Below are 16,100 nucleotides of genomic sequence, written 5' to 3'. Positions count from 1 at the left end.
GACGGGTGCTCAGCTTCCGCGGCTCGTGGACGGGCGTCGCGCGGGGGGTGGCCCAGCGGGTCTCGTACCACCCGCCGCCGGACTGCCCGGGGGCCCGTACCCGCGGGGCGCGCGGATCGAACCCGCGCGCCCCTCTGGTACGTCCACAGGCCCTCTCCGGGCGGCCGCCTCACTCCATCGGCCGCCGGGCGGGCCCTACTCGGTCGGGGTGCCGTGCAGCGCGTCGGCGGCCTCGACCTCCTCGCGGGTGATGCCCAGCAGGTACAGCACGGTGTCCAGGAACGGCACGTTCACCGCGGTGTCGGCGGCCTCCCGCACCACCGGCTTGGCGTTGAACGCCACCCCGAGGCCGGCCGCGTTCAGCATGTCCAGGTCGTTGGCGCCGTCGCCGATCGCCACCGTCTGCTCCAGCGGCACCTTCGCCTGCTCGGCGAAACGGGCCAGCCAGCGGGCCTTGCCCGCCCGGTCCACGATCTCGCCGACCACCCGGCCGGTGAACCGGCCGTCCACCACCTCCAGGGTGTTCGCGGCCGCGAAGTCCAGCCCCAGCTGCTCCACCAGGTGGTCGGTGACCTGGGTGAAGCCGCCGGACACCACCGCGACCTGGTAGCCGAGGCGCTGGAGCGTACGGATCAGGGTGCGCGCGCCCGGCGTGAAGCGGACCTCGGCGCGCACCTTCTCGGTCACCGAGGCGTCCAGCCCGGCCAGCAGCGCCACCCGGGCCCGCAGCGACTCGGCGAAGTCCAGCTCCCCGCGCATCGCCGCCGCCGTCACCGCGGCGACCTCCTCCTCGCAGCCCGCGTGGGCGGCGAACAGCTCGATCACCTCGTCCTGGATCAGCGTGGAGTCGACGTCCATGACCACCAGGCGCTTGGCCCGGCGCTCCAGACCGGCGGCGACCACCGCGACGTCCACCCGCTGGGTGGCCGCCTCCTGGGCCAGCGCGGCCCGCAGCTCGTCGGTGGCCACACCGGAGACGGCCAGCTCGACCGCCGTCACCGGGTACTTGGCGAGCCGGAAGACACGGTCGATGTTGCCGTCCGAGGCGGTGATCCGGGAGGTGAGCGCGGAGACGGCGGCGGCGGTCAGCGGGTTGCCGAGCACCGTGACGTGCGAACGGCCCTCACGGCGCGGCCGGTTGTCACCGATGCCGGAGAGGATCTCGGCCTGGAGCTTCTGCTCGTCGGCCCAGCGGTGGACGGTGGCCCGCAGCCCGCCCTCGGCGCCGGGTGCGGTGGGCGGGGTGACCAGGGCGCACAGCGTGATGCGCCCACGGGTGACGACCTGCTCGATGTCGATGACGTCGACGCCGAAACCGGCCAGCGTCGTGAAGAGGCCGGCGGTGATGCCGGGACGGTCCTTGCCGAACACCTTGACGAGCAGGGTGCGCTCGTCCGCGGTCCGGTGCTGGGCGGCGGGGAGGGGCTCAGCGGCCAGGGGCGATGCGTTCATGGTGCCTCCCACGCTACCGGGCGCCCGAGGGCCCGGGAGCACCCGTCCCACCTCGCGGGACGCCGCAGGTCCGGGCTCGGTAGCAGCCTGGTCACAGTCGCCCGGGCCGACTTTCACCGGCGGTCGGAGGGCTGGAATGATTCCCCCGGCAGTCACAGGAACATCGCGGCCCCGGCCGGGGCCACAATTCGGGGGAACCGAGAGAGCGGGGCAGGCGAGCAGTGCCGCAACTCGTCATCGAGATCAACGGACAGCAGCGGACTCTGGAGCCCGGGCGGTCCTACACCATCGGGCGAAACCCGCAGTCGGACTTCACGTTCGACGACGCGAGGGTCTCCTGGCAGCACGGGACCATCGGCTTCAACGGCAGCGGTTGGCAGCTGGACGACCACGGCAGCACCAACGGAACGTACGTGGCCGGCGCCCGTACCCTCCAGGCCCAGCTGTTCCCCGGTGCCGTGGTGAACCTGGGCAACCCGGAGAACGGCCCCCGGCTCGGCTTCTCCGCGCCCGCGCAGGCCGCCGCCCCGCACGCCGCGGCCCCGCAGGCCACCCCGATGCACGAGGCCGCCACCAGTCGCGGCCCGGTGCCCACGCCCCAGCAGCCCGCTCCGCAGCAGGGCTGGCCGCAGCACGACCCGTACCAGCAGCAGCCGCCGCAGCAGGCCTGGCCCGGCCAGCAGCAGGCCCAGCCGCCGTTCCCGCAGCAGCAGTACGCGCCGCCGCAGGACCGGCCGGCCCCGCAGCAGCAGCCCCAGCCCCAGCACGGCGGCTTCCCGCAGCAGGGCTTCCCGCCCCCGCCGCACGACGGCGGGCCGCAGCCGACCATCATCCGCAACCTGACCTCGGCGATGCGCACCGTCCGGATCGGCCGCGCGCTCGACAACGACATCGTGGTGTCCGACCTCCAGGTCTCCCGCCACCACGCCGAGCTGCGCCAGCTCCCGGACGGCCGCTACGAGATCGTCGACCTCGGCAGCCACAACGGCATCTTCCTCAACGGCCAGCGGGTGCAGCGTCAGCTGATGGGCCCGCAGGACCGGCTGACGGTCGGCCACTCCGGCTTCGTCCTGGTCGGCGACCAGCTGCAGGAGTTCGTCGACACCGGCGCCGTCTCCTTCTCCGCCCGCCACCTGACCGTCGAGGTCGACCACAAGGGCGGCAAGAAGGTCCTGCTCGACGACGTCAGCTTCGGCGTCCCGGAGAAGTCCCTGGTGGCCGTCATCGGCCCGTCCGGCTCAGGCAAGTCGACCCTGCTGCGCGCCCTCACCGGCTACCGCCCGGCCGACCGCGGCGAGGTGCTGTACGACGGCCGCAACCTCTACAAGCAGTTCGCCGAACTCCGCTCGCGCATCGGCCTGGTGCCGCAGTCCGAGATCCTGCACCGCGAGCTCACCGTCCGGAAGGGCCTCAAGTACGCGGCCCGGCTGCGCTTCCCCGGGGACACCGAGGCGAAGGAGCGCGAGGCCCGGATCGACGAGGTGCTGTACGAGCTGCGCCTCGACAAGCGCGCCGACAACAAGATCACCGCGCTCTCCGGCGGCCAGCAGAAGCGCGTCTCGGTCGCCCTGGAGCTGCTCACCAAGCCCTCGCTGATCTTCCTGGACGAGCCCACCTCGGGCCTCGACCCGGGCATGGACCGCGAGGTCATGCAGATGCTGCGCGGCCTGGCCGACGACGGCCGCACGATCCTGGTCGTCACCCACTCGGTGGCCGAACTCGCGCTCTGCGACCGGCTGCTGGTGATGGCGCCGGGCGGCTCGGTGGCCTACTTCGGCCCGCCGGACGAGGCGCTGCACTTCTTCGGGTACGAGACCTGGGCGGACGTCTTCCAGGCCTTCGAGAACTACCCGGACCACGACTGGGCCGGCCGCTACCGCGGTTCGGTGCACTACCAGCAGTACTCCGCCCCGACCGTCGAGGCGGGCGAGGTGCAGCACGTCCAGGTCGCCCAGGAGGCCGTCAAGCCGCCCAAGCCGCAGAGCTGGGGCTCGCAGCTGTGGACCCTGATGCGCCGCTACATGTCGGTGCTCGCCTCGGACCGCGGCTTCCTGGCGCTGTCGGTGCTGCTGCCCGCGGTGATCGGCGCGGTCAGCGTGCTGATCCCCAACGAACCGGGGCTCGCGCCCAACCCGAACACCCAGCTCCACCTCAACAACGGGGCCGCGACGATCCTGCTGATCCTGGCGATCGGCGCCTGCTTCTCCGGAGCGGCCAACTCGGTCCGCGAGCTGATCAAGGAACGGGCGATCTACGAACGGGAACGGGCCACCGGGCTCTCCCGCTCGGCGTACATGATGTCCAAGATCATCGTGCTGGGCTTCTTCAGCGTGATCCAGGGCGCGATCATCTCCGCCGTCGGCTTCCTGCCGCGCAAGCTCCCCGAGCACGGCCTGCTCGTCAAGAACCTGCCGATCGTCGAGATGACCGTCGGCATGATCCTGCTCAGCTTCGCCGCGATGATGTTCGGCCTGATGATCTCCGCGCTGGTGAAGACCGCCGAGAAGACCATGCCGCTGCTGGTCATGTTCGCCATCGTCCAGGTCGTCTTCACCGGCTGCCTCTTCCAGATCTTCAGCAAGCCCGGCCTGGAGCAGGTCGCCTGGCTGATGCCGGCCCGCTGGGGCACCGGCATCGTGTCCACCACGCTGGACCTGTCCACGCTCATGGGCCCCTGGAACAAGGACTTCCAGAACCCCAACTACGACCCGCTCTGGAAGCACAGCGTCGCCCAGTGGGCGATCGACGCGGGCGTGCTGGTGGCCATCTCGGTCGTCATCGGCGTCCTCGTCACCCGGCTCCAGCGCCGGCACGAGCCCGAGGTCATGCAGAAGGGCTGACCCCTTCCCCGACGTCGCGGACGGCAGTCCGAGGGGCGGTCCTCCCACCCGGGAGGGCCGCCCCTCCGCGTTTCCGGACGGGCCCTCCCGGGGCGCGGGTCCTAGGTCCCCGGACCCGGGCCCGGGGCGGCCGGGGACGGACGCGGCGGCCGTCACGGCGGCGGTAGTTTGACCGTATGCCCAGCACCACCGGAGACCACGCGGCCCACCACGGCCCGCTGCCCGCCTGCGAACCGTGCCTGGCCGGGATCGAGGCCGTCAGTCAGGCGCTGCTCGCCATGAGCCGGCACCTGGAGGTCCGCGAGGTGCTGCGCCGCATCACCGCCTCCGCCCGCGGCCTGCTCGGCGCCGAGTACGCCGCCCTCGGCGTGCCCGACGACCACGGCGGCTTCGCCCAGTTCGTCGTCGACGGCGTCACCGACGAGCAGTGGCGGGCGATCGGCCCGCTGCCCCGGCAGCACGGCGTGCTCGCCGCGATGCTGCACGAGACCGGCCCCACCCGGCTGGTGGACGTCCGCAAGGCGCCCGCCTTCGAGGGGTGGCCCGAGGCCCACCCCGACATGGACGCCTTCCTCGGCATGCCGATCCTGGACACCGACGCGGCCGAGGACGAGCCGCAGGTGATGGGCGTCATCTTCCTCGCCAACAAGCGCGGCGGCGGCCAGTTCACCGACCACGACGAGGAACTGCTGCGGATCCTCGCCGCGCACGCCGGCCTCGCCCTGTCCAACGCCCGGCTGTACGAGCGCAGCCGCGAGCTCACGCTGGCCGGCGAGCGGGCCCGGATCGCCCACGACCTGCACGACGCCGTCTCGCAGAAGCTCTTCTCGCTCCGCCTCACGGCCAAGGCGGCCGCCAAGCTCGTCGACCGCGACCCGGCCCGGGCCCGCGCCGAACTCGCCGAGGTCGCCCGGCTGGCCGCCGAGGCCGCCGACGAACTGCGCGCCGTCGTCGTGGAACTGCGCCCCGCCGCCCTGGAGGAGGACGGGCTCAGCGCCACCCTCGCCTCCCAGGTGCAGGTCCTCGACCGGGCGCACACCGCCGACGTCGCCTTCGCCGCCGACGGCGTCCGGGCGCTGCCGCCCGCCCAGGAGGCCGCGCTGCTGAGGGTCGCCCAGGAGGCGCTGCACAACGCGCTGCGCCACTCCGGCGCCCGCCGGGTCACCGTCACCCTGGCCGGGACGCCCGAGCGCGGCGCCGTGCTGCGGGTGCACGACGACGGGCGCGGCTTCGACCCGGAGTCCGTCCGACGGGCCGGCCGCCACCTCGGCCTGGCCTCGATGCGCGACCGCGCGGCCGCCGTCGGCGGCACGCTCACCCTGGAGTCGGCCCCCGGTCGGGGGACGCTCGTCGAGATGGAGGTCCCCGGTGCCTGAGAGCACACCGTCGATCCGCGTCCTGCTGGTCGACGACCACCAGGTCGTCCGGCGCGGGCTGCGCACCTTCCTGGAGGTCCAGGACGACATCGAGGTGGTCGGGGAGGCCGCCGACGGGGCGGAGGGCGTCGAACGGGCCCGTGAACTCGACCCCGACGTCGTCCTGATGGACCTCAAGATGCCCGGCGTCGACGGCATCGAGGCGCTGCGCACCCTCAAGGGGGAGGGCAGCCGGGCCCGGATCCTGATCGTCACCAGCTTCACCGAGCACCGCACGATGGTCCCCGCGCTGCGGGCCGGCGCCGCCGGGTACGTCTACAAGGACGTGGACCCGGAGGCGCTGGCCGGCGCGATCCGCTCGGTGCACGCCGGCCACGTCCTGCTCCAGCCCGAACTGGCCGCCGCCCTGCTCTCCGACGACAGCCCGCGCGCCCCCCAGGGCCGCGGCGGCACGCTCACCGAGCGCGAGCGCGAGGTGCTCGGCCACATCGCCGACGGCCGCTCCAACCGGGAGATCGCCCGCAGCCTCCACCTGTCGGAGAAGACCGTGAAGACCCACGTGTCCAACATCCTCATGAAGCTGGACCTGGCCGACCGCACCCAGGCGGCACTCTGGGCCGTCCGCCACGGCGAGACCCGCGAGGCGTAGCGCGCCGGGGGTGCCCCTCCGCTCAGCGGTCGTCCCGCTCGTCGACGAGGGCGTTGTAGGCGGCCACCTGGGCGCGCCGGGCGGTGCGCCGCAGCGGGGCCAGGGCGGACTGCCGGGCCGCCATCTCGAAGGCGCTGACGGCGGCGCCGTGCCCGCCCGAGGCGATGGCGAGCAGGGCGGACACCTGACGGGCCGACTCCAGGACGCGGACGGCCCGGGGCGGGTAGCCGGGGGCCAGCGGCTCGCTGTGGCCGCGCCGGCGGTAGGCGTCGAGGGCGCGCAGGGCCTCGGGCCCGGCACCGGCCACGTCGAGACGGGTGAGCAGGACGGTCGCCTCCCGCAGCCCCTCCGCCAGCTCGCGCTCGGCCTCGTGGAGCGACGGGACGTCCGCCGGAGGTGTGTCGTTGACCTCATGGCAGCGCCACAGCACGGTGGCCGAGCGGTCGCCGGCCGGCCCGTACTCCTCCACCTCCGGCACCAGCCCGAGCGGTGCGCCGACGGCCAGGACGGCCTCGCCGGCCCGCATGGCCTGCTCGTTGAAGGCCTTCGGGCCGGTCAGTCCGAGCGGGTGCCCGGCCGAGGGCAGCGCGAGGCGCAGGCCCTTCACACCGAGCACCCGCAGGCGCCCCAGCGCCCAGGTCAGCCCGTGCTGCTCGCCGGGCCCGTCGCCGGGCAGGCCGGTGACCCGGTGGCGCTCGTCGGCGCCCAGGACGGCCGCGGCGGCGTCGTCCGGCGGCACCAGGCCCGCCAGCTGGGCGTTGCCCCATGCGGTGAGCCGCCCCGAACGGGGCTCTTCGTACGGATTGTCGGCTGGAGTCACGAGCATCCGGCCAGCCTACGGAATCGCCGGTCATCCGCGTGGCGTAGGTTTGCCCATGCGTGTGCGGCGCACCCACCCCGTGCCCACCGGCTGCCGGAGTAGGCTCGCCGCCCGCACCGACGGCCGAGAATCTTGTTTTTTGGGGAAGGCATAGGCATGAGCGACGTGCTGGAGCTGGTTGACGTATCCGTGGTCCGGGAGGGGCGCGCGCTGGTCGACCAGGTCTCGTGGTCCATCTCCGAGGGCGAGCGCTGGGTCATCCTGGGACCGAACGGCGCCGGCAAGACCACGCTGTTGCAGATCGCCTCCTCGTACCTGTTCCCGACCTCGGGCAAGGTCACGGTGCTGGGCGAGAAGCTCGGCGAGATCGACGTCTTCGAGCTGCGCTCCCGGATCGGTCTGGCCGGCGCCGCCATGTTCGACAAGCTGCCGGCCGAGCAGACCGTGCTGCAGACCGTCCTCACCGCCGCGTACGGCATGACGGTCACCTGGCAGGAGACCTACGAGCAGTCGGACGAGTCCCGCGCCCTGGCCCTGCTCGACCGCCTCGGCATGGCCAACCTCACCGACCGGAAGTTCGGCACCCTCTCCGAGGGCGAGCGCAAGCGCACCCTGATCGCCCGCGCCCTGATGACCGACCCCGAGCTGCTGCTGCTCGACGAGCCCGCCGCCGGCCTGGACCTCGGCGGCCGCGAGGACCTGGTCCGCCGGCTCGGCGCGCTCGCCCAGGACGAGTTCGCCCCGGCGATGGCGATGGTCACCCACCACGTCGAGGAGATCGCGCCCGGCTTCACCCACGTCCTGATGATCCGTCAGGGCAAGGTGCTCACGGCCGGCCCGATCGACACCGAGCTGACCGCCCGCAACCTCTCCAAGTGCTTCGGCCTGCCGCTGACCCTGGAGCGGCACGGAGACCGCTGGTCGGCGCAGGGTCTGCCGCTGGGCTGAGGCCCCGTCCGCCCGTTCCTGTCGTTCATCCGGACGGCCGTCGGGAACCGGTCGCACGCGCGACCGGTTTCCGCCCCTCGACCTGCGGGAACTGTCCGCTTCGAAGGCCTTCGCTCCCTAGGATGGACATGTGGACAGCTGGATCTGGTGGCTCCTGGCCGCCGCAGGGCTCGGCATACCGCTGGTGCTCACCGCGATGCCGGAGTTCGCCATGTTCGCGGTCGGGGCGCTGGCCGCCTCCGGCGTGGCCGCGCTGGGCGGGGGAGTGGTCCTCGAGACCGTGACCTTCGTCGCCGTCTCGGTCGCCCTGGTGGTCTTCGTCCGCCCGATCGCCTACCGGCAGCTCCGTAGCGGGCCGCAGGTCAAGATGGGCATCGAGGCGCTCCAGGGCGCCACCGCGGTCGTCGCGGAAACCGTCGACGGGGAGGGCGGGAGGATCAAGCTGAACGGCGAGATCTGGTCGGCCCGCGCGCTCCACCCGGGCCAGGTGTACCAGCCTGGACAACAGGTCGACGTCGTCGAAATCCAGGGCGCGACCGCCCTGGTCGTCTAGGGGAGAGTCCGTGGAACCCGTCCTTATCGTTTTGGTCGTCCTGGTCGTGGTGGCCTTCATCGCGCTGATCAAGACGATCCAGGTCATCCCGCAGGCCAGCGCCGCGATCGTGGAGCGCTTCGGCCGCTACACCCGGACGCTCAACGCAGGGCTGAACATCGTCGTCCCGTTCATCGACCGGGTCCGCAACCGGATCGACCTGCGCGAGCAGGTCGTGCCGTTCCCGCCGCAGCCGGTGATCACCCAGGACAACCTGGTCGTCAACATCGACACCGTCATCTACTACCAGGTGACCGACCCCCGGGCCGCGACGTACGAGGTCGCCAGCTACATCCAGGCGATCGAGCAGCTGACCGTCACCACGCTGCGCAACATCATCGGCTCGATGGACCTGGAGTCCACCCTGACCTCGCGCGAGGTCATCAACGCCGGTCTGCGCGGCGTCCTGGACGAGGCCACCGGCAAGTGGGGCATCCGGGTCAACCGCGTCGAGCTGAAGGCGATCGAGCCGCCGACCTCCATCCAGGACTCGATGGAGAAGCAGATGCGCGCCGACCGTGACAAGCGCGCCGCGATCCTCACCGCCGAAGGCCAGCGCCAGGCCCAGATCCTCAAGGCCGAGGGTGAGAAGCAGGCCGACGTGCTCCGCGCCGAGGGTGAGGCGCAGGCCGCCGTCCTGCGCGCGGACGGTGAGGCGGCCGCGATCCGGACGGTCTTCGAGGCCATCCACGACGGCGACGCCGACCAGAAGCTGCTCGCCTACCAGTACCTCCAGACGCTGCCCGAGCTGGCCAAGGGCGACTCCAACAAGCTCTGGATCATCCCCAGCGAGGTCGGCGACGCGCTCAAGGGCCTCGGCGGCGCCTTCGGCGGCCTGACCGGGGGGATGAACGGCGGCGCGGTCGCGGCGCCCACCGTTCCGCAGGCGGCCCCGGCGGCCACCCAGGTGCCGCTGGACCCGGCCTCCGGCCCGCGGCCGGTGGACACCGAGAAGGGCGCCGCCCGTCCCCGGGTGGACCCGGCCCGGGAGTACCCGAAGATCGACCCGGAGTGACCGACCGGGAGTGACCGACCGGGAATGACCGGATCGGAGTGACCGAGCCGGAGTGGCCGGTCGGACCGAGTTCCGTCGAGGGCCCGCTGCCGAGAGGCGGCGGGCCCTCGGCCTTGTGCGGCGGCGGTGGAGCGCGCGCACGTTGTGAGGTGCGTCCCGAATCGTGGGCGGGTCTGGTAGAGCCGCGGGGCCGTCCGGCATGATCCCCTCGGACAGGACCGAGAGGAGAGGTGACCCATGACGCTCTGGGAGTCGATCGCCGTCCTGGTGGCCGGCGTCGGCGCCGGGATGATCAACGTCATCGTCGGCTCCGGCACCCTGATCACCTTCCCGGTCCTGCTCGCCGTGGGCCTCCCGCCGGTCACCGCCAACGTCTCCAACACCTTCGGCCTGGTCCCCGGCTCGCTCAGCGGCGTGATCGGGTACCGCCGCGAACTGGCCGACCAGGGCCGCCGGGTGCTGCGCCTGGGCACCGCCTCGCTGCTCGGCGGGCTGGTCGGCGCGCTGCTGCTGACCAGGCTGCCGAGCGGGGCCTTCGACGCGATCGTCCCGGTGCTGATCCTGCTCGCGCTCGTCCTGGTGGTGATCCAGCCCCGGGTGGCCAAGGCCGTCGCCGCCCGCCGCCGCCCCGGCGGCGATCCGGACGGCAGCCCGGTGCTGCTGGTCGGGGTGTTCCTGACCGGCATCTACGGCGGCTACTTCGGCGCCGCGCAGGGCGTGCTGCTGATGGCCCTGATGGGCATGCTGCTCCAGGAGGACCTCCAGCGGATCAACGCCGTGAAGAACGCCCTGGCGATGATCGTCAACGCCGTCGCCGCGCTCTTCTTCCTCTTCACCTCGACGGTGAACTGGACCGCCGCCGGTCTGATCGCGGCGGGCTCGCTGGTCGGCGGCCTGGTCGGCGCCAAGGTCGGCCGCCGCCTCCCGCCGACGGCGCTGCGCGGGGTCATCGTGGTGGTCGGCCTCGTGGCCGTCGCCAAGCTGCTGTTGAGCTGAAGGACCGTCAGGCCGTCGGGCCCGGCAGGGTGTCGGAGCATCGAAACGTCGGAACATCGGAACGTCGGAGGAGTACGCCATGGCCCTGGAGATGCGTGAGAGCTGCGAGCGCTGCGCGGTGTCGCTGACCGCGGACGGCGGCGCCTCGATATGTTCCTACGAGTGCACCTTCTGCCCGGACTGCACCGAGGCCATGGCCGGCGGCTGCCCCAACTGCGGCGGCGAGCTGGTGACCCGTCCGCGCCGGAAGGCCGCCTGACACCGGAACCCCGGACGTCCCGGAACTGCGGACGTACCGGAAATCCGGCACCCCGGACCGACCATCCAGCAGGAGCGCGGCGATGAGCAGCAGGGCACGGCTGAACGAGGACGAGATCACGGCGGCCCTGGCGGCGCTGCCCCGGTGGACGCGGGAGGGCGACAGCATTGCCCGTACCGCCGACGCCCCGGACTTCCCGGCGGCGGTCCGGGTGGTCGTCGCCGTCGCCGAGCAGGCCGAGGCGCTCGACCACCACCCCGACATCGACATCCGCTGGCGCACCCTGCGCTTCGTCCTGTCCACCCACAGCGCCGGCGGCCTCACCGGTCTGGACTTCACCCTCGCCGCCCGGATCGACGAGGCCCTGCGCGCCGAGTCGGCCTCCTGACGCCGCCGCAGGACCGGCCGGCCCGGGACCGTACGGGCGAGGGCCCGGGCCGCGCCCCCGGGCGGGCGTGAGATGCTGACTGCCGCATCGGCAGGCGGGCGGGGCTCGGGAGGGACGGAACGGATGGCGCAGGAGCCCTTCGGAGACGCCCACGACCGGCAGCCGTGGCCGCCCCAGAGCCACCCGGACTGGCAGAGCGGCGGGTACACCGAGCAGCAGCAGACGCCGCAGCAGGTACCGCAGCAGCCGTCGCAGTGGCCGCCGCAGCAGGGCTACGGCTCGGCCGAGTACGGGCAGCAGCAGCCGCAGTCCGGCCAGGGCGGTTACGGGCCCACCGGCTACGACCAGAGCGGGTACGACCAGGCCGGTTACGGCCGGAGCGGGTACGACCAGGCCGGTTACGAGCAGAGCGGTGTCGGCCCGACCGGCTACGTCCAGGGCGGCTACGTCGAGGGCGGTTACGTCCAGGGCCCGTACGGCGGCCAGGAGCAGTACCAGCCGTACCCGCAGTACCCGGACCACGCGCAGCCGCACCAGCCCTACGCGCCGTACGCCACCCCGCAGCAGCCCGCCGACGAGGGGCTGTACGTCCCGGCGGGGGCGGAGTACTCGGCGGACGGCTACGTGCACATCGAGGAGGCCGGGCCGGCGCCCGTCCCCGAGGAGCCCGCGGCGACCACTCCGGTGCAGGCCCCCGAGCCGCAGGCCGAGCCGGCCCCGCGGTCGAGGGCCGCGGCCCGTCGAGGGGGCGGCGGCGGTTCCGGCGCGGGTGAGGGCTCCGGCTCCTCGCTCTCCGCCAAGGCCCGGAAGGCCGCCGACGCGGTGCTGACCGGGGAGCACATGCCCAGCCGCAAGGCCCTGCTGGTGCGGACCGGCGCCGGGGTGGCCGCGCTGGGAGTGCTGGTGGCGGCCGGGTTGACGGTCGGCGCCGAGGGCGGCGGCAGCGCGGCGGCGAGCAGCGGCGGCGAGCCGGGCTTCGCGGTGGCGCACGACCGGGTGTGGGCCGCGCAGCCGGCCGCGGCCGGTCCGTCCGGGGGCGACGACACGCTGATCGGCGGCTGGCTGCTGGCCGACGCGGTGGTCCGGGCCGACGGCTCCGGGGTGCACGCGTACGACCGGGCGGGCGGCAAGGCGACCTGGTCGGTGGAGCCGCCGGCCGCCGGGGCCGTCCCGTGCGGGCTGTCGGCGGGGGTGAACCCGGCGGGCCTGGGCGCGGCCCTGTTCCGTCCGCAGGCCGATCCGAAGAGCCCCTGCACGCTGGTGGCCGCCGTGGACACCAAGACCGGCAAGACCGTCTGGACCAAGAGCCTCTCGGACGCCAAGGGCGCCTACTCGGCCCGGGTCGGTGTCACCGAGGACAAGGTGATCGCCGTCGGCGACGACCGGGTGCTGGCCTGGGAGTCCGCCGACGGGAAGGACGTCTGGCAGTACACCGGGCAGGGCAAGTTCTGCACCCTGTCCGGCGGCGTCAGCGGCAAGACCGTGCTCGTCGCCTCCTCCTGCGCCGACTCGACCCCCGCCGACCAGGCCGTCGCGCTGAACACCGCGGACGGCAAGGTCGGCTGGTGGCGGGGCCTGAACAACCAGCCGAAGACGGTGACCGTGCTGTCGGCCGAGCCGTCCGTGGTCCTCACCACCGGCGGGAAGCCCGAGGACGACCGGGTGTTCGCCTGGGGCGCGGGCGGCGACCCGGCCGCCGAGATCCCGGTGGCCGTCGACGGCGGCCGGCTGGACGTCGCCCACGGTACGTTTTCGGCCACTCCCGAGGTGTACTTCGAGGGCCGCACGATGGTCACCACCCTGGCCCCGCCGAACGGCGGCGGGCCGGTGGCCGCGGTCGGCTACGACCTGGACACCGGCAAGCAGCGCTGGAAGACGCCGACCGCCGCCAAGGGCGCCGTCCGGGCGGTCGGCATCGACGGCGGGTCGCTGGTGCTCGCCGCCGACGAACGCCGCGACCAGCCCGCCCGCCTCAGCCGGTTCCCGCTGGCGGGCGGCCGGGAGGCGACCGGGGGCAACTTCCCGGCCGGCACCGGCTCGCTGCTGATCTCCGGACGGGTGCTCATCGGCGGCGGGCAGGTGGTCGTGGTGCCCGAGCACTCGACCAACTACGGCACGGCGGCGGGGTACCGGGCGAAGGACTGAGGCCCTCCGCCCGGGTTTCCGGCCTCCTTGCGCCTCCTCGTGCCGCCTTACGCCGCCTTACGCCGCGGAGACGGGTCGGCCCGGTACGGCCGGCAGCCAGTCGGCGAGGTCCCGGACCTCCGAGCCGCGCAGACCGAGCGCCAGCATCAGGCTGGCCTGCGGCGTCGGCTCGAACGGGCGGCGCAGCAGCTTCATCCCGGCCTGCTCCGGCGTCCGGTCCGCTTTGTGCTGGTTGTCCTCCGCGCACGCGGCCACGGTGTTCATCCAGCTGTCGGCACCACCGCGCGACCTGGGCTGGAGGTGGTCCACCGTGGTGGCCCGCCGGCCGCAGTACGCGCACAGGTGCCGGTCCCGCGCCAGGACGCCGCGCCGTGACCACGGAGCCTGTTGTCGGAACGGCACCCGTACGTACCGTTGCAGTCTGATCACCCGCGGCACCGGGACGGCAATGCCCGTCCCCCTGATCGAGCGCAGCGGATGCGCCTGCTCCACCACGGCCTTGTCCTGGAGCACCAGGACGACGGCGCGCTGGAGCGACACCGTCGTCAGGGGCTCGTAGCTCGCGTTCAGAACCAGCGTGTTGCGCACTCGGCACACCCTTCCCGCGGGCGTGCCACGGCGGCACGACCGTCTCCACACACGTCACTGCCGCCGCACGGCGGTGGAACCACTCTGAATGGGCCCGTAGCCGTCGAACAACGGAATTTCCGGTATCGGGGAGGGGCCCGGGACGGCGGACCGGCCGACCGGGAGGGGTGCCTCGGGGAAACTCGCTGGCTGGAACCGCGTAGGCTCTATCAGGCTGGAGTCGTACCGACCCGGAGCCCGACCGAACCGGGCCAGCACTGGTCGGACGCCCGATCGAAGGAGAAGCGTGACCGTGACGGACATCGTCGACGAGCTGCAGTGGCGCGGGCTGATCGCCCTTTCCACTGACGAGGACGCACTGCGCAAGGCGTTCGCGGACGGCCCGGTCACGTTCTATTGCGGCTTCGACCCGACGGCCCCCAGCCTGCACCTCGGCAACCTGGTGCAGATCCTTACCATGCGCCGCATCCAGCAGGCGGGGAACCTCCCGCTCGGGCTGGTCGGCGGCGCCACGGGCCTGATCGGCGACCCGAAGCCCACCGCCGAGCGCGTGCTGAACGACCCCGAGACGGTGGCCGGCTGGGTCGAGCGCCTGCGCGGCCAGATCTCGCGCTTCCTCGACTTCGAGGGCCCGTACGCGGCGCGCATGGTCAACAACCTGGACTGGACGTCCGGGATGTCGGCGATCAGCCTGCTGCGTGACGTGGGCAAGTACTTCCGGGTCAACAACATGATCGCCAAGGAGGCCGTCGCCCGACGGCTCAACTCCGACGCGGGCATCAGCTACACCGAGTTCAGCTACCAGATCCTCCAGGGCATGGACTACCTGGAGCTGAACCGCCGCTACGGCTGCGCCCTGCAGACCGGCGGCAGCGACCAGTGGGGCAACCTGACCGCCGGCACGGACCTGATCCGCAAGGCCGACGGCAAGTCCGTCCACGCGCTGGCCACGCCGCTGATCGTCAAGGCCGACGGCACCAAGTTCGGCAAGACGGAGTCCGGCACGGTCTGGCTCGACCCCGAGCTGACCACCCCGTACGCCTTCTACCAGTTCTGGCTGAACGCGGACGACCGGGACGTCCCCACCTTCCTGCGGATCTTCAGCTTCCGCTCGAAGGAGGAGGTCGAGGAGCTGGAGCGCGAGACCACCGAGCGCCCGGCCGCCCGCCTCGCCCAGCGCGCCCTCGCCGAGGAGCTCACCACGCTGGTGCACGGCGCGGAGCAGTACGAGCGCGCGGTCGCCGCGTCCAAGGCGCTGTTCGGCCAGGGTGACCTCGCCGACCTGGAGGCCCCCACCCTGGCCGCCGCCCTGGCCGAGGTCCCGAAGGCCGAGGTGTCCGAACTCCAGACGGTGGTCGACCTGCTGGTCGCCGTCGGGCTGTCGCCCAGCCGTTCGGCCGCCCGCCGGACGATCAAGGAGGGCGGTGCCTACCTCAACAACGTCAAGGTGACGGACGAGGAGGCGGTGCCGACCGAGGCCGACCTGCTGCACGGCCGCTGGCTGGTGCTGCGGCGCGGCAAGCGGAACCTGGCGGCGGCGGAGCTGGTCGACGCCGGCTGACCGCCGGTCGACGGCCGGGCCGGTGGAGGCTGCCGGTTGAGGCTTGGCTGAAAGCACACCTGCTCTGAGCTGCGGCTTCGAGCCCCGAGGGCCGGATCTGGACAGATCCGGCCCTCGACGTTTGACGATGTCGTCCAGGTGGCCTAGTGTTGAACGAGTCGCTGGAGCGGCCACCCCACTCAGCAAGACCCACTCCCACTCTGATTCCCATGAAAATGGGTTCGTCGGCATTGCCGTCTACGGGTGAGTGTGAATTTCGAGTGACACTCGGAATGCGGTAATGTGGTGGACGTCGCGAAAAGCGGACCCGGCCAGTTCGGGAAATCGGATGAATGAAACTCCGGAAAACGGAGCGGAAAACGTCTGATAAGCTGGTAACACGAAAGAACGAAGCCCGGAGGGTCCGCTGGAAGGCGGTCCGAAGGAAGCGTCCGTTCCTTGAGAACTCAACAGCGTGCCAAAAGTCAACGC

Annotated in this window: 14 protein-coding genes; 11 read left to right on the top strand and 3 right to left on the bottom strand. The window is 72.7% G+C overall.

Annotation, left to right across the window (positions count from 1 at the left end):
* Window positions 1-195 precede the first annotated feature (195 nt).
* A complete protein-coding gene (gene serB, locus ACFCY1_RS40385) occupies window positions 196-1,452 on the bottom strand; it encodes a phosphoserine phosphatase SerB (protein ID WP_049652099.1) in 1,257 nt (418 codons plus the stop codon).
* A gap of 221 nt (window positions 1,453-1,673) precedes the next feature.
* Between serB and ACFCY1_RS40380 the strand changes: the two genes are divergently transcribed.
* The 3 genes from ACFCY1_RS40380 (at window position 1,674) to ACFCY1_RS40370 (ending at window position 6,317) form a co-directional block, all read left to right on the top strand.
* The gene (locus ACFCY1_RS40380; RefSeq protein WP_375877725.1) at window positions 1,674-4,292 is read left to right on the top strand and encodes an FHA domain-containing protein; all 2,619 of its coding nucleotides are present in this window, start codon (window positions 1,674-1,676) and stop codon (window positions 4,290-4,292) included.
* Window positions 4,293-4,570: 278 nt separating this feature from the next.
* Entirely contained in the window at window positions 4,571-5,668 is a 1,098-nt protein-coding gene (locus tag ACFCY1_RS40375) for a GAF domain-containing sensor histidine kinase (protein WP_375877727.1), read from the top strand.
* Entirely contained in the window at window positions 5,661-6,317 is a 657-nt protein-coding gene (locus ACFCY1_RS40370) for a response regulator transcription factor (protein ID WP_049652101.1), read from the top strand. Before ACFCY1_RS40375 ends, ACFCY1_RS40370 begins: the two co-directional genes overlap by 8 nt.
* Before the next feature lie 22 nt (window positions 6,318-6,339).
* Here the strand turns inward: ACFCY1_RS40370 and ACFCY1_RS40365 are convergent, their stop codons facing one another.
* A complete protein-coding gene (locus ACFCY1_RS40365; RefSeq protein WP_375877724.1) occupies window positions 6,340-7,143 on the bottom strand; it encodes a hypothetical protein in 804 nt (267 codons plus the stop codon).
* A 150-nt stretch (window positions 7,144-7,293) separates the two neighbouring features.
* Between ACFCY1_RS40365 and ACFCY1_RS40360 the strand changes: the two genes are divergently transcribed.
* From ACFCY1_RS40360 to ACFCY1_RS40330, 7 genes are all read left to right on the top strand, one after another.
* Window positions 7,294-8,085 (top strand): ABC transporter ATP-binding protein, encoded by a 792-nt coding sequence (locus ACFCY1_RS40360; protein ID WP_049652103.1) that lies wholly within the window; start codon window positions 7,294-7,296, stop codon window positions 8,083-8,085.
* A gap of 130 nt (window positions 8,086-8,215) precedes the next feature.
* Window positions 8,216-8,638 carry an NfeD family protein gene (locus ACFCY1_RS40355; RefSeq protein WP_049652104.1) on the top strand — a complete coding sequence of 141 codons (423 nt, stop codon included), beginning with the start codon at window positions 8,216-8,218 and terminating at the stop codon, window positions 8,636-8,638.
* Window positions 8,639-8,648: 10 nt separating this feature from the next.
* The gene (locus tag ACFCY1_RS40350; RefSeq protein WP_074001593.1) at window positions 8,649-9,692 is read left to right on the top strand and encodes an SPFH domain-containing protein; all 1,044 of its coding nucleotides are present in this window, start codon (window positions 8,649-8,651) and stop codon (window positions 9,690-9,692) included.
* A 237-nt stretch (window positions 9,693-9,929) separates the two neighbouring features.
* Window positions 9,930-10,688, top strand: a complete 759-nt coding sequence (locus tag ACFCY1_RS40345; protein ID WP_049652106.1) for a sulfite exporter TauE/SafE family protein — start codon at window positions 9,930-9,932, stop codon at window positions 10,686-10,688.
* A 79-nt stretch (window positions 10,689-10,767) separates the two neighbouring features.
* Window positions 10,768-10,947 (top strand): DUF1272 domain-containing protein, encoded by a 180-nt coding sequence (locus tag ACFCY1_RS40340; RefSeq protein WP_049652107.1) that lies wholly within the window; start codon window positions 10,768-10,770, stop codon window positions 10,945-10,947.
* A gap of 82 nt (window positions 10,948-11,029) precedes the next feature.
* Complete coding sequence (locus tag ACFCY1_RS40335; RefSeq protein ID WP_375877723.1) at window positions 11,030-11,335, top strand: 4a-hydroxytetrahydrobiopterin dehydratase; 306 nt, start codon at window positions 11,030-11,032, stop codon at window positions 11,333-11,335.
* Window positions 11,336-11,458: 123 nt separating this feature from the next.
* Window positions 11,459-13,480: a PQQ-binding-like beta-propeller repeat protein gene (locus ACFCY1_RS40330; protein ID WP_375877722.1), complete on the top strand. Its 2,022-nt coding sequence runs from the start codon at window positions 11,459-11,461 to the stop codon at window positions 13,478-13,480.
* A gap of 57 nt (window positions 13,481-13,537) precedes the next feature.
* Here the strand turns inward: ACFCY1_RS40330 and ACFCY1_RS40325 are convergent, their stop codons facing one another.
* A complete protein-coding gene (locus ACFCY1_RS40325; RefSeq protein WP_049659779.1) occupies window positions 13,538-14,068 on the bottom strand; it encodes an HNH endonuclease in 531 nt (176 codons plus the stop codon).
* Window positions 14,069-14,360: 292 nt separating this feature from the next.
* On the opposite strand from ACFCY1_RS40325, the gene tyrS reads away from it, so the two are divergent.
* A complete protein-coding gene (gene tyrS, locus ACFCY1_RS40320; RefSeq protein ID WP_375877726.1) occupies window positions 14,361-15,629 on the top strand; it encodes a tyrosine--tRNA ligase in 1,269 nt (422 codons plus the stop codon).
* The last annotated feature ends 471 nt before the right edge of the window (window positions 15,630-16,100 follow it).

The organism is Kitasatospora sp. NPDC056273 (genome assembly GCF_042268845.1).
Taxonomy (GTDB): Bacteria; Actinomycetota; Actinomycetes; order Streptomycetales; family Streptomycetaceae; genus Kitasatospora.
This window is presented reverse-complemented; position numbering and strand designations above follow the sequence as displayed.

Excerpts from the sequence above, each read along its gene's own strand:
- ACFCY1_RS40365 (WP_375877724.1), bottom strand. The coding sequence starts at position 7,143 with ATGCTCGTGACTCCAGCCGACAATCCGTACGAAGAGCCCCGTTCGGGG.
- serB (WP_049652099.1), bottom strand. The coding sequence starts at position 1,452 with ATGAACGCATCGCCCCTGGCCGCTGAGCCCCTCCCCGCCGCCCAGCAC.
- ACFCY1_RS40360 (WP_049652103.1), top strand. The coding sequence starts at position 7,294 with ATGAGCGACGTGCTGGAGCTGGTTGACGTATCCGTGGTCCGGGAGGGG.
- ACFCY1_RS40335 (WP_375877723.1), top strand. The coding sequence starts at position 11,030 with ATGAGCAGCAGGGCACGGCTGAACGAGGACGAGATCACGGCGGCCCTG.
- ACFCY1_RS40340 (WP_049652107.1), top strand. The coding sequence starts at position 10,768 with ATGGCCCTGGAGATGCGTGAGAGCTGCGAGCGCTGCGCGGTGTCGCTG.
- ACFCY1_RS40375 (WP_375877727.1), top strand. The coding sequence starts at position 4,571 with ATGAGCCGGCACCTGGAGGTCCGCGAGGTGCTGCGCCGCATCACCGCC.
- ACFCY1_RS40330 (WP_375877722.1), top strand. The coding sequence starts at position 11,459 with ATGGCGCAGGAGCCCTTCGGAGACGCCCACGACCGGCAGCCGTGGCCG.
- ACFCY1_RS40345 (WP_049652106.1), top strand. The coding sequence starts at position 9,930 with ATGACGCTCTGGGAGTCGATCGCCGTCCTGGTGGCCGGCGTCGGCGCC.